General features: G+C 34.3%; 13 protein-coding genes and 1 pseudogene. 5 read left to right on the forward strand and 9 right to left on the reverse strand.

The window, feature by feature from the left end; translation table 11 throughout:
• Positions 1-90: 90 nt before the first annotated feature.
• The 3 genes and pseudogenes from NJT12_RS15570 to NJT12_RS15580 form a co-directional block, all read right to left on the reverse strand.
• Positions 91-557, reverse strand: a pseudogene (locus NJT12_RS15570) (glucosamine-6-phosphate deaminase); the annotation flags it as partial.
• Positions 558-683: 126 nt separating this feature from the next.
• Positions 684-1,478: a glycoside hydrolase family 88 protein gene (locus NJT12_RS15575; RefSeq protein WP_271336841.1), complete on the reverse strand. Its 795-nt coding sequence runs from the start codon at positions 1,476-1,478 to the stop codon at positions 684-686.
• Positions 1,479-1,487: 9 nt separating this feature from the next.
• Positions 1,488-1,898: a hypothetical protein gene (locus tag NJT12_RS15580; RefSeq protein WP_271336842.1), complete on the reverse strand. Its 411-nt coding sequence runs from the start codon at positions 1,896-1,898 to the stop codon at positions 1,488-1,490.
• A gap of 387 nt (positions 1,899-2,285) precedes the next feature.
• Here NJT12_RS15580 and NJT12_RS15585 point away from each other — a divergent pair, with 387 nt between their 5' ends.
• The gene (locus NJT12_RS15585; protein ID WP_271336843.1) at positions 2,286-2,936 is read left to right on the forward strand and encodes a GNAT family N-acetyltransferase; all 651 of its coding nucleotides are present in this window, start codon (positions 2,286-2,288) and stop codon (positions 2,934-2,936) included.
• 234 nt (positions 2,937-3,170) lie between these two features.
• Here the strand turns inward: NJT12_RS15585 and NJT12_RS15590 are convergent, their stop codons facing one another.
• On the reverse strand, positions 3,171-5,162 hold the full coding sequence (locus NJT12_RS15590; protein ID WP_271336844.1) for an ATP-binding protein: 1,992 nt from the start codon (positions 5,160-5,162) through the stop codon (positions 3,171-3,173).
• 290 nt (positions 5,163-5,452) lie between these two features.
• Here NJT12_RS15590 and NJT12_RS15595 point away from each other — a divergent pair, with 290 nt between their 5' ends.
• The 3 genes from NJT12_RS15595 (at position 5,453) to NJT12_RS15605 (ending at position 7,909) form a co-directional block, all read left to right on the forward strand.
• Entirely contained in the window at positions 5,453-6,088 is a 636-nt protein-coding gene (locus NJT12_RS15595; protein ID WP_271336845.1) for a hypothetical protein, read from the forward strand.
• A 160-nt stretch (positions 6,089-6,248) separates the two neighbouring features.
• Positions 6,249-6,701: a hypothetical protein gene (locus NJT12_RS15600; protein WP_271336846.1), complete on the forward strand. Its 453-nt coding sequence runs from the start codon at positions 6,249-6,251 to the stop codon at positions 6,699-6,701.
• 389 nt (positions 6,702-7,090) lie between these two features.
• A complete protein-coding gene (locus NJT12_RS15605; RefSeq protein WP_271336847.1) occupies positions 7,091-7,909 on the forward strand; it encodes a 1-acyl-sn-glycerol-3-phosphate acyltransferase in 819 nt (272 codons plus the stop codon).
• Positions 7,910-8,045: 136 nt separating this feature from the next.
• On the opposite strand, the gene NJT12_RS15610 is transcribed toward NJT12_RS15605, so the two are convergent.
• From NJT12_RS15610 to NJT12_RS15625, 4 genes are all read right to left on the reverse strand, one after another.
• A complete protein-coding gene (locus NJT12_RS15610; RefSeq protein ID WP_271336848.1) occupies positions 8,046-9,266 on the reverse strand; it encodes a DUF763 domain-containing protein in 1,221 nt (406 codons plus the stop codon).
• A gap of 255 nt (positions 9,267-9,521) precedes the next feature.
• On the reverse strand, positions 9,522-9,806 hold the full coding sequence (locus tag NJT12_RS15615; RefSeq protein ID WP_271336849.1) for a hypothetical protein: 285 nt from the start codon (positions 9,804-9,806) through the stop codon (positions 9,522-9,524).
• 10 nt (positions 9,807-9,816) lie between these two features.
• The gene (locus NJT12_RS15620) at positions 9,817-10,029 is read right to left on the reverse strand and encodes a hypothetical protein (protein ID WP_271336850.1); all 213 of its coding nucleotides are present in this window, start codon (positions 10,027-10,029) and stop codon (positions 9,817-9,819) included.
• 89 nt (positions 10,030-10,118) lie between these two features.
• Positions 10,119-10,769 carry a DUF1349 domain-containing protein gene (locus NJT12_RS15625; RefSeq protein ID WP_271336851.1) on the reverse strand — a complete coding sequence of 217 codons (651 nt, stop codon included), beginning with the start codon at positions 10,767-10,769 and terminating at the stop codon, positions 10,119-10,121.
• Positions 10,770-10,933: 164 nt separating this feature from the next.
• On the opposite strand from NJT12_RS15625, the gene NJT12_RS15630 reads away from it, so the two are divergent.
• Entirely contained in the window at positions 10,934-11,707 is a 774-nt protein-coding gene (locus NJT12_RS15630) for a response regulator transcription factor (RefSeq protein WP_271336852.1), read from the forward strand.
• Here NJT12_RS15630 and NJT12_RS15635 read toward each other — a convergent pair.
• Complete coding sequence (locus NJT12_RS15635; protein WP_271336853.1) at positions 11,696-13,228, reverse strand: MFS transporter; 1,533 nt, start codon at positions 13,226-13,228, stop codon at positions 11,696-11,698. The genes NJT12_RS15630 and NJT12_RS15635 overlap by 12 nt on opposite strands.
• Positions 13,229-13,309 lie beyond the last annotated feature (81 nt).

Genomic DNA, 13,309 nt, shown 5'->3' on the forward strand with positions numbered 1-13,309 from the left:
AATATTTGTGCACACAGACTGGGTTTTCAAAGCTCTTTTTTTAATTATGCGAAGGGATTTCATTGATTAATCCCGGGAAAATCATTCTAATTAAAACTCCCATCTCACAAAAGCTTCCATAGCAGCATAACGGGATAACCCCAATTGATTGTAGAGTTCAGCAGTTTCGCTGTTTCTGTCTTCGGCTCTTTGCCAAAATTCCCTTGCATCTGTTCCCTGAAAAACAACACCATCTTTTTGCGATTGATGTTTGAAAATTTCGTGACGTTTTGCCAGAACCTGATCCGGACTCATTGGTACCGCCATTTCAACCTCGCCAATTCCCCATTCCTGCCAGGCACCTCGATACAACCAAACCCAGCAATCGTTCATAAATGGTTTTGGTTTTAATGTTTTTACAGCTTCAAAAATTGCATCCAGACAAACTTTGTGAGTTCCGTGCGGATCTGCCAAATCTCCGGCTGCATAGATTTGGTGTGGTTTTATTTTTTCGATTAAATCCATCGTCAATTGAATGTCTTCCTGACCTAAAGATTTTTCTCAATAGTTCCGGTTTCTAAGTTAATAGCGGCAAAACTTGATTTATCGATTTTTGCTTCCTGCGCAAAAGTGTTTTGAGCAAGAAGTATGATAAATACAAAAATAAATGTGGTTTTTTATAATTTTCATCTCAGTTGGCTAAATTACGATTTCTGCGAGAAATCAATTTTTTTGATTGTAGCGTATCTTTTTAAAGCTTCCAGATAGTAATAATCAGCGTAACCAAGTGGTGTATCAATCTCTGAATTGTATAAAAAAGCACCTACGCTATGTTTTAGTAAAAAGAAGCTATTCTCACCCGGTTTTGCTAAATAAGCATCTGATGATAGCGATTTTAATATATCCTCGGCATAGTTTGCGTACTTTTTTCCGTCTTTTGCCTGAGTACTCAAATCTAATAAAGCGGATGCTATTACAGCAGCAGCAGACGCATCTCTTGGCGCACGTTCAGCAATATCTAAGGCATTGTGTACATCAAAATCCCAAACGGGAACTTTATCTTTTGGCATTCGCGGATGGTTCATAATAAAAGAGGCAATATGTTCTGCTTGTTCCAGAAACTTTGGATTTTTAGTATTGGCATAACACAAGGTATACCCATATAATCCCCAAGCCTGACCACGCGCCCAAGCCGATTCGTCTGTAACACCCTGATGTGTTGCTTTGCGCAATACTTTGCCTGTTTTGGGATCATAATCAACCAAATGATAAGAACTGTAATCTTTTCTAAAATGGTTTTTCATAGTGGTTAAAGCGTGCGTAGTAGCGGCATCAGTATATTCGGGTTTGTTAAACTGATTGGCACTCCAATATAAATATTCGAGGTTCATCATATTATCGATAATTACAGGATAATGCCACCATGCAAAGTCCCAGGAACGAATTTTACCCACTGTTGGACTAAAACGGGCATAAAGTTTTGCAGCGCCATCTGCCAAAACGGGAAGTTAAATTTTGTCTCCCATAATTCTGTATGCATTTCCGTAAGAACAAAAAAGCATGAAACCCACATCATGGGTATTTTTTATATTTCGAATAGAATCCAGTGCGAGTGTAAACTTTTTTGCTTCGTTTTCTAATGTTTTGTCTCCTGTAAGTTCATATCCGTACCAAAGACTTCCGGGAAAGAAACCCGTTGTCCAATCGGTTAAGCCGGCTAATCTTACCGTTCCGTCGGGATTTACAGAACGCGGATTTTTTCCCGGTTTATAGGTTTGTGCCGCTTTGTTTAATTGAAACTGAATTACCCCAGTTGTTTTTTTAAACCAAGCCAAAGAAGTATCATCAGGATTGGGCTGGGCAAAAGCACTTAAGGTAACGGTGAAAATGGCAAGAAATAGGTTAAAGGTTTTTTTCATAGTTGAATCGTTTATATCTGTACTCTTTTTGTTTGAATATTTTATAAAGCGAAGTTAAACGGGAGGTTGAAAAAGGACTTTCAGTTTTTATTATAAATGTTTTGAATTTGTGTAAATATTGTCTCCGGAGGATTTTAAGAGACGAAATCCCAGTTATTGAGCAATAATTGTTTTGTTATCAAAATGAGAAGATTTTATCATTTTGATAGCTGTATTAATCGTCTATAAAATACTGTGTTTTTTTTAAGTGTTTGATAATCAGTAGTTAATTTGTGTGACTTGTTTAGGATGTTGTATTTGGTATCTAATTTGAATATAAGATGCTGTATTTCTAATAAATTCAATACTTAACATTATTAATAAAACGGGAAATACGTTAAACCAAATATGAAAACCCAACAGAATATTATAGATTTTGCAGGAAAGGATTTCCTGCTATCAGAGCCATTTCAAAATAAAACAACTTTACTAAGCAACAATCAGATTGCTGAAAAGCTGCTCGATTTTACGATTGAAGCAACGAATGCGAGCCACGTTTTGTGGATCAAAGAAATAAGCGATATGACATTAGCATCTGCTTTAGCTCGCGGAACTGGTATCTCCGGCCGTTCTGCGGAATTGCTTGAGGAAAAAATTAAAAAAGGCGAAGCAATTATCGCTTTTGCAACAGATGGGCGATGGGCAGGTTTCTCTTTTATCTCTTCCTGGGATAATGGTCAGTTTGTTTCTAATTCCGGATTGATTGTAGCGCCTGAATTTAGACACACAGGTCTGGCAAAAAAGATTAAAAGAAAGATTTTTGAGTTAAGCCGCCAGAAATATCCTGACGCAAGGATATTTAGTCTGACTACCGGGCTGGCAGTTATGAAAATGAACCATGAACTGGGTTTTGAACCCGCTACTTATTCAGAGTTAACTACTGATGATGTTTTTTGGGAAGGATGTAAGTCTTGTATCAATTGCCCGATATTAATGAGTAAAGAGAGAAAAAACTGTTTGTGTACAGCGATGGTTTATAATCCTAAACATACTATCTAAGACGAAAGGAACAAATTGAAGACACAAATATTCAGGATTGCTGCTCTTTGATTTGCTGGTTATTCATTGAATTTTGTGTCGGAGTGAGAGAATAAAATTCAGAAGGCATAAAAAAGTCCGTTTTTTTACGAAATCCTGATTGGAAAATTTGTAAAAAGACGGACTTTTTAGAATTTGAAATCTATTCTGGGAAATTAAAATCCTGAACAGATGATTTCTATTGGTATATTTATTTTATCGAATTTTTTTTAGAATTGTAGTGACTTCAATGATTTCATTATGCAAAATATTGATCTTATCCAGGGTTTCAGAACTAAATTGTCCGCGGAAGGCTTCTTTCTCAATAATAGATACATAATTACTTAAATCCTTAAGCAGGAATATATCAAGACTTGACTTCATGTTATGCGAAAGTCTTTTAACGGTATCTATATCATTATTATTAATTGCCAATCCTAAAAGGGTTATTTCATTGGGGATTTTTTCTAAAAAAAGGTCAATCATATCTTGTCTAAAACCTAAATCACCAAAAGATACTTCTTCTAAGAAAGAAAGATCTATTTTCCTTTTCAATACAAGGGTAACATCTTTGCTCAACGCCATTTTTATAGCCTCTAAAAGCGCTTCCTGTTTAAAAGGTTTTGGTACATAAGCATTCATTCCTTCATTATAACAGCGTTCCTGTTCGCCAACAAGAGAGTGCGCGGTCATGGCAATAATAGGAATGTTTAATTTCATTGTATTCCTGATGTACTGTGTAGTTTGATAACCATCTTTGACAGGCATCTGAAGATCCATTAGAATTAGATCATATTTATTTTTTGATAAAAATTCTATTCCTATTTCTCCATTTCCTGCAATATCCAATTCAAAACCAAAATTACGGATAACGTTTTTTACCAGTTTTTGATTAAGAAAATTGTCTTCGCAAAGAAGGATTTTTAGTTTTCCTAAATTATAATCTGATAACGGCAGGTTTACTGTCTCAATATAATTTGCTTTTTTATAGTTAAGCACAAAGAAAAATTCAGAACCGCGTCCAGGTTTACTTTTTACCTGAATTTCGCCATTTTGCAATTCAATTAATTGTTTTACAATATTAAGGCCAAGTCCCGTACCGCCAAATCTTCTGGTAGTACTTTCTTCTGCCTGGGTAAATCGTTCAAAAATATGCTCAAGCTTTTGCTCTGGTATTCCAATACCGGTATCTTTTATAGAGAATTTAAGCGAATAATGTTCGGCAGTTTCTTCGATATTTTTTACGGAAACAGTTACTTCGCCTTCTTCAGTAAATTTAAGGGCATTGCCGGTTAGGTTTACTAAAATCTGGTTAAGTCTTCCCTGATCACCAATAACGATTTCAGGCATATCAGCATCAAGAAAGAGATTAAATTCGACCGCTGCAGGCACTTTTACTTTTAGTAAATTATAGATGTGTTTAAGCGAGTTTTTTAGATTAAAGGGCTGTTCATCAATCGTTAAATTACCAGATTCGATTTTCGAAAGATCAAGAATATCATTTACGATTAAGAGTAAGTTTTCCTGTGCAATTTGCATACTTTCAATATAATCGCGCTGAACAGCATTTAGATTTGTTTGGTCTAAAAGATCTGTAAAACCCATTATCGCATTAAGTGGCGTCCTGATCTCGTGACTCATATTAGCTAAAAAACTATCTTTTGCCAATACAGCACGCTGGACAATTTTTTTCTGAGCAGCTAATTCAAGGTTCTTAGTTCTTAGTTCCAGTTGGTTGATCACATGCTTTGCAACAATAGAGAGCGCATTGAGCTGGTTTTCGCTCAGCTCTTTAGAAACATGGTCGATAGCACAAATAGTTCCGATGTTATAGCCATCAGGCGTGGTTAGCGGAATACCTGCATAGAATCTGACTTTGAGACCGTCAACAACATTTGGATCATTTTTAAAACGTTCGTTTAAATACGTATCACGAATTTCAACCGTTTTTGATTCCATAATGGTATATCGGCAGAAAGTAATTTCGCGTGGTACTTCTGATGCACCAAGTCCAATTTCAGATTTAAACCATTGTCTGTTTTTATCTATAAAAGAAATATGCGCAATAGGAACATTACAGATGTAGGCAACCAGTTTAGTTGCATCATCAAAAGCATATTCAGGAAGCGTATCAAGGATATTGTATCGCTTTAATGCTGCCAGACGTTCTGACTCATTATGCGGTAGGGGACTTTCAGGATTATTCATTATTTGGGGCGGTAAAATACAAAAATAGAAATAATATTGATATTTTCTTTAAATCTCGCATGAAATGGCCTGTAAAGGAAAAACTTAACATGTATTTATCTTTCAAAAAACAGTAAGGCTTTATTTTTACCAGCCGGATCAGCTGCTGTTTTTTAATATTATTGTGCTTATTAGCTATTTTTGAAAAAAGTTAAGAACTGAAAAAACAATTATCGGTTGATTTTTATAGATTTGTAAAATCTGTACATTCCCAAAAACCGATTGGGAAACAATTATAAAATTTAAAGACAATGAAATCTGTTACTTCAATTTTTTTATTTTTAATGTTTGTCCATTCAAATTCATATGCACAACTGAGTTCAGATAAAATATTCGAAAGCTTTAAACAAGGAGAACGCACAAACTGTTCGTCGATTGCTTTTATCAAGGCTGCTCTAAATGTTTACGGATTAAACGATCTTTTTATAGTTGAAAAGGTAAACGACAGCTTAAATAAAATAACACTAAAGAATGATGCATCATTTAATTTGAAAAATGATGAAATCAATAAAGCTAAAATTTCTGCCGGTTTTGTATTTATAAAGGACAATTGCGAGAGTGAAAAAATAACAGATTATGCAATATTGACTTATGCTGTGATGGCAAAATATAAGCAAATTATCGACAAGGAGGCTACTTTTAATAAGGCATTAGAGGATCTTGAGGATGGTGCAGTATATACACCGACTATTTATAAATATTTAGGATTTAAAATAGGCAAACAAATAGAAAAACTAAAACGACAATCAGGCAGTGAGTTTTGCGGCGTTGTTGCCTGGTCTACAGCACACGCAGTTTTTGTTTGTGAAGAGTTTATGGATTATTATGGAAACAAAAAAAGTATATGGATAAAATATCCGGGACGTTTTAGAATAATCAAGTCCTAGCAATCATTTTTTAAACCTGTAGATCGTATCTTATTTACGCAGGCTGACGGAATAGGGGAATAGCAATTCTTTAAATTTAAAAAAAAAGAATTTAATACAGTTGTATTTTAAGTTAATTTATATATTTTTGTTTTTATCAACAACCAATTACACAAAAAAAATGAAGAGTAAGATTATTTTACTAGGTGTCCTTTTCTTCCTGACAACTGGCGCTATTTCAGCACAAGCAAAAAATGCTCCAAGAAGTATTATCAGTACAACAGCTCTAATTCGCAAATATCATGATCAAAAAGAATTGAGTGGTATGCAAAAAGGAGAACTTTTAGAATTATACATTGAGCGTATTAAAGTTTTAGTAAAAACCCTGCCTTATATTGCTTTGGTTACTAAACCGGGTGTTACAATGGCAGACTTAGGTATTCCGGACGATGGTGTACACAAAAAGATATTAGAATCTCAGGCAGCCGGAACTACGACTTTCTTAGATACTACAGTAGAATTTCAGAGAAAGATGATGCCATATTCTGATAAAGGAAATCTTATCGCAGCCATCTTATTTTATGAAAATACATTAAAATCTTTGCACGAGTTCAATGAATTGAATGAAATGTAATTAAGCAATAGAAATAAAAGAAAAACAAAAATCCCATTTCGTTTGAAATGGGATTTTTGCTTTTATATAATAAATAAACCCTGAATCCGTTATTCCTTTTGTTAGTTCATAATTAATAAGATACAATCGTGTATTTAAGCCTGACAGCCATTTTTTCTGATATTTGTTTTATTTTTATATTCAGATGTTTGCATATAAAATCCGAGTATCTTTGGGCATGATTAAAATAAGAATATTACCGGCTCTTCTTTTTACAATTCAGAATTTTCATTTTGATTCAACATATTATCATAAACAAAATTTAATGAATTAATAATCTTCATTATTAGTTCAAACCCCTTATTAGGCTTTAATTAGTTCCACACTCAACCTTAACAACTGTACACTATATGACATTGATATCCAAAGAAAAATTTTCTGAAATTGCTGGTCTCTCTAAAATTCCTATTCCGGGATTACCTTCTTATTTAATGAAAGTAATGAAAATAAACAATCTCAATACGATTGTAAAAGAGGCAGGAAATCTTGAAGGTGCAGATTTTGCTAATCATGTCTTAGAGAAAATTGGTGTAGAAGTGCAGTTAGACGCCACCGAATTATTAAATATTCCCACCGAAGGAGCTTTTATAGTAGTTGCAAACCATCCTTACGGAGGTATCGAATCATTGGCATTATTAAGTACTCTTGCAAAAATACGTCCTGACACAATGTACATGGGGAATTTCTTATTGAAGAAAATTCCAAATCTTGAAAAATGTATTATTGCAGTAAATCCGTTTGAAAACGTGCAAAATTCTGCAAGTATTACAGGACTTAAAATGACACTGAAAGCTCTTGGAGAAGGAACTCCGGTCGCCATATTTCCTGCGGGAGAAGTTTCTTCGTATAATTTTAAAACGAGTCAGATTACAGATCCGGAATGGCATCCTGTAGTTGGCAAAATTATAAGTAAAGCCAATGTGCCTATTTTACCTATATACTTTCATGGTAACAATGGTTTTTTCTTTAGTATGCTAAAGTCGATTCATCCTATGCTGCAGACTTCAAAACTAATCTCTGAACTTTTTAATAAGCAAGGGCATATTTTGAAAATTACAATTGGTGAAAAGATTTTTTTAAATGAAGGAAAAGGAAAAGCGTTTGATCCTTTATTATTAAATAACCTTAGAAGCAAGTTGTACGCACTTAAAAATCAATTGCATAATTAATTGATTCTGGATTTTTATGCCGGTATTTATAAATAACGGCAAGGAAAATTGAGATCGATTTAGAAGATAAAAACATCAAAATAAAGAAACTTCCAAAATCATTTGATTAGGAGGTTTTTTTGTTTTAAAAGAATACCTAGAATAATTCCAGTTGATTATTAGGGTTTGCAGGTTTCTTTTTGGGAGGTTTAGCATCTCCAAAAATAGTTCTTCCGCCATATTTGTGCGATTCATCGCGTTCTCTCTGAATCAATGCATCAAAGTTAGTGTTGGGCGTAAAGCTTTCTTCCGCTTTTCTTGATATTTCAGATAGTTTCTGAATGGCTTGTATTTTGTCACTGTTTCCTATTTTAGCACGATTAATTGCTCTTTGTAAAGTGTCTATTGTTTCATCATAGATTTTTACCGGAACAGGAAACGGATGTCCGTCTTTTCCTCCGTGCGCGAATGAAAAACGAGCAGGATCATCAAATCGGGTAGGAGTACCGTAAATTATTTCACTAACCAATGCTAATGATTGCAAGGCTCTTGGTCCCATTCCTTTTAAAAGTAATAGTTCTTCAAAATCCTCCGGCTTATTTTCATGTGTTGCCCAAAGCATGGCACCAAGTCTTTTCATATTTACATCTTCCATCCTGACATCGTGATGCGCCGGCATCGAAAGATATTGCATCTCCTTGATAATTTTTGTTGGAGATTCTTTTGATAATTCTAAGATACCTTCTCTGGATTTTGTGGCAGCCTGAGCAGTAAGATTTAAAATAGTGCCTTGATTTTCGCCATAAATAAAGGTATGTGGTTCATTTATAAAAGATTTTAAATCTTGCGAATGCCAATGGTATCTCCTGGCTGTTTGTGAGTTGGGATTCATTCCTTGCTGAATAACGGCCCATTGCCCTTTATTGTCGACAATAAAATTATGCTGGTACAATTGAAATCCGTCCTGAATGGCTGTATTATCAACTTTGGCAGTTAACCTGCTGCAATTTGCGAGATTATTACCATCAAGTCCGGTTTTTTCGCCTACAAATAAAAGTTCCTGAGGTGTTAGCAGAGAATTTTTGCCTTTGCCCCCGCAAATGTATATTCCAAGTTCTTTTGAATGTGGATTTACTGATTTTTTTAGTGCTCCAAGTACAGATGTTGTAATCCCGGACGAATGCCAGTCCATGCCCATTACAGCACCAAAACTCTGAAACCAGAAGGGATTACTTAGTTTGCTGATTACCTCAGAAGTAGAAAATTCCATAGCAATTGTTTCTACAATAGCCAAACCAAGTTTAGACATACGCTCAGCAAGCCATAACGGAACGTGTCCATAATGTAAGGGAAGATCTGCTGTACCGGAACGTTTCATCTGATGGGATTTGTATTGGTACAAAAATAAGCAAAAATATTGCTAAATAATTAATGCATTGTACATTGATTATTTAGCAATAGCTGTAGCAATTCTTTTTTGTCACTTGAAAAGCAGCAATTAAGAATCTTATTTTTAGCAATAGATAGAAATAAAAAGTGATGCGGATATTTTCTAAAAAGCATACAAATAGTTAATAAAAAATACTTGGTCTTATATCAGTTTTATAACTGTATAATTGCCAATTCAGGTCACTTACTTTCCAGACCCTTTCATTCGGTTTTGACTTCTCATTAAGCTGTAATCACAAACCCCGTTTACAGTATATTCTATTTTGTATTCGGACAGAAGTTGCGTAATTATTTCCATTGTAGCATTTTCATCCAGACCAATTTGTATACCAAGATCAATAACATTATGATGTCCGTTACTTTTTATTAAAGCTTCCAGAAATTTATCCTTATCTCTCATCCGTTTTATTTTTTTTTGAAATGCAGTTGTTATTTTTACAAAACTATACATTAAATGTTTACCGTTCATGGTTGATATTTTATGAATTGCCATTTACAGGAAAAATATTTTCGTATACTAATTCCGGATTGTGATGCTCATCTCTCCTAATATCAACAAACTTGCTCCACATGCTATTTGTTTCCTCTTTTACAGATTCACGAATTACGCTGCCTTGTGTTTGTTGGCAAAAAGCTTTTTGACAAATGGCAAGGATTATTAATAAAAGGTATAATAAAAATTTTGTGATCATAATTAGAGTTTATTAAATGCTTAGTTAAGAATCATTATTATGAATACTGAAGGAGAGACTGTATATCGTTGTAAATATTGCCCGAATAATTATTGATTATTCTTTAACCATTCTAAACGTCTTTGGTCCGGAAGATGGGTAATTTTAAAATCTTCAAAAATAGCAGTAAAACCTTTTCCGTCAGGGCTTGCCGCCATCATACCAACTTGTACGGTTTTATATTCCGGAAAATATACTGTGTTTGTCATCGTATAGTTGATTCCGTCGATTGAATAAAAAATTTCAACCGCATCAAGTCGGCGTACCGCTTTCATCCATACGTTTTTAGGTTTTTCTTTTAATCCCATTACACTCCAGGAACTTTTATCGATCGTATGAACGGTACTGATATTATAAACACCGTCTACATATTCGACCCCTGTTTTGATATAATTGTTTTCATCTATTCGTAACATCAGGCAAACCTGGTCGAATCTGGTTTTATAAACGCCGCTCATTTTTACAACTACTTCAAATTCGCCGCTTCTTTCTGTATAACGAAATGGTCCGTCGTAAACTGTGAATCCGTAATGGCTTTTGTTCCAGTAATCAGATTGCGGCGTAACCTGCATGGTAAGCTTATTGTCTTTTATTTCCCACTCAGCCGGCTCATTGAGCCAGTTCATTGAATTTAATTTTTGAGCATTTACTTTTACAGCCATAATGCCTATAAAGATTAAAACTAAGTGCATTCTGTTCATGATTTCTTAAATTTGAATTTTATTAATAATTTACAAAGTAGGGGATTCGTTATTTTTCTAACAATAGTTATTTATAACCATTTTACGTCAGAACGAAATATTTTTCTATTTTTAACGATCTTTATAGTAATTCGATACTATTAGAAAATAAATGAATTACTATTATGAATCCCATCTCGAAATTAGAAGATAATTTTTCTTTTGAATTTATTGACAGCCCGGATACGCGAAGAGAAGCGCTGGAAGAAGCTATTAATACAATGAAGGAATATGTAAAAATAGATCATTCAGTAGCTGTACTATCTGATTTGGCAGATAACAAAAGTTACATTTTTACGGGTGATTTTGGAAGTTTTTTTGAAATGGATACTTCGGGATTTTTAACTATTGATTCTATTTGGGAAGAGGATATTTATCAGCGCATTCATCCTGAAGATCTTTTTGAGAGACATCTTTTAGAATTGGAGTTTTTTAATTTCTTAAAAACGGTAGCGCCTGAAGAGAGATTGGCTTATGCTACTAAATGTAAAATCAGGACTTTGAATGCAAAAAAGGAATACCAGCGTATTTTGCATCGTAGTTTTTATCTAAAAAACAGTTCAGAAGGCGGTTTGTGGCTTGCGGTTTGTCTCTACAATTATTTATTTGAAAAAAATGGATCTGCAACCGGCATTGACGGGAAGATCGTGAATACCAAAACAGGGGAAAGTTTTCATGTTGACACGTATATAAACTGTATTAATTTGCTGACACTGCGTGAAAAAGAAATTTTATCATTGATTAGTAAAGGCGAAATCAGCAAGGAAATTGCGGCTCAGTTGAATATAAGTATCAATACTGTAAACAGGCACAGACAGAATATATTAGAAAAACTTCAGGTAAATAATTCTATTGAAGCGGTACGAACTGCAGATGCTTTGAATTTGTTACAGATTTAGTTTTGTTGTCTTCTTTGATCCGGAGAATATAATTGCAAGTGCTAATATTCCTAAAATTGATCCTGCTACAATTAATACTATATTGTGCGCGCCCTGGAAAGCGATCATTGCCGCATTTTTCATTTCCTGTTGTTTGGCAGCGTCAAGGTTATTGGCTATAATAAGTACATCGCTAATTGAATTATATGACTTATTACCAATCTCTGATAATAAATCTTTGCTTATAGAGAATTTTCTAATAAAAACCTGTGATAGTACGATTCCAAAAAAGGCAATTCCTAAACCTGTACCCAGCTCATATGCAATTGATTCCATAGAACCTGCAGTTCCGGCTTTGTCTATTGGTGCAGTCGCCATGATTGAATTTGTAGCGGCCATTAAAATCATTCCCAGACTAAAACCTAAAACAACCAGCCAGCCAAATACGGGAATGGTCAAAGAGCTGAAATTTAGAGTACTCAGCATAAAAAACGAAAATGAGGATATGAAAAGCACCGTAATAATTAGTTTTCGAAAACCTATTTTACCAATTAAATAACCGGTTAAGGGTCCTGCCAAAGCTGAAGAAAAAGCAAAAGGAATCATGAATAATCCTGCGTTTATGGGGCTAAACTTATGTACAAACTGCAATTCTTGTGCTAATAAAAATTCGAATCCAACAATAACAGCCATCGGTACAAAACACAATAACATAGCAAACAAAATCTGCTTGTTTTGCAGTAAGGATATATCGATCATTGCGGTATCTGTATTCTTTTGTTTTTTGAAGAACCATCTTAATAATAAAAAACCAAATAATCCGGCTATCGCAGAAACATATAAAGACTGATTTTCTTTAAAAATACTTTTTAGTGCGTACACGAAAACAATCACGCCAATTAATAACAAACAGGCATCTTTAAAAATCCAGGGTTTTTTAGGATCTGAAATGCCATTGGGAACACCAAACCAAATTAACGGAATAACGATTAACAATAACGGAATATTAATAAGAAATACGGCTTCCCATGAATAATACTCTACAAGTATCCCGCCAATTAACGGTCCTATTGCGGCTCCCATAGTTCCTACAGCAGCCCAAATTCCTAAAGCACGGCCACATTTTTCCTGGTCCGGAAAAGTCTGACGGATAATAGCGAGTGTTACGGGCATAATCATTGAACCTCCCAATGCTAGTAATGCGCGGGATAAAATTAAATAGAGAGGCTGGGTAGATAAGCCGGCAAATAAAGAGGCTAAAGCAAATATACTGACTCCAAAAATCAAGATTTTTTTATGACCAATTTTATCTCCCAATACACCCATTGGCAAAAGTAAACCTGCCATTATTAAGGGATATGTATCTATAATCCAGATTACTTCATTGCCTGTTGCGCCTAAAGAAAGCGTAAGTGAAGGAATCGCTATATGCAAAATAGTTGCATCTATGGTTACGGGAATAAGCGCAAGAATAATAATTGCAAGTATCAGCCATTCGTTTATTTTAGCTTTTTTCTTTGGCGATCCAATTAATTTATTCATAATCCTGCTCTCTTTATATTATAAATACAAAGTAAGGTTAAAATAAAGGGAACAGGTTATTAAAAACACCAAAATCACTAG

Source organism: Flavobacterium azizsancarii, from assembly GCF_027980145.1.
Taxonomy (GTDB): Bacteria; Bacteroidota; Bacteroidia; order Flavobacteriales; family Flavobacteriaceae; genus Flavobacterium; species Flavobacterium azizsancarii.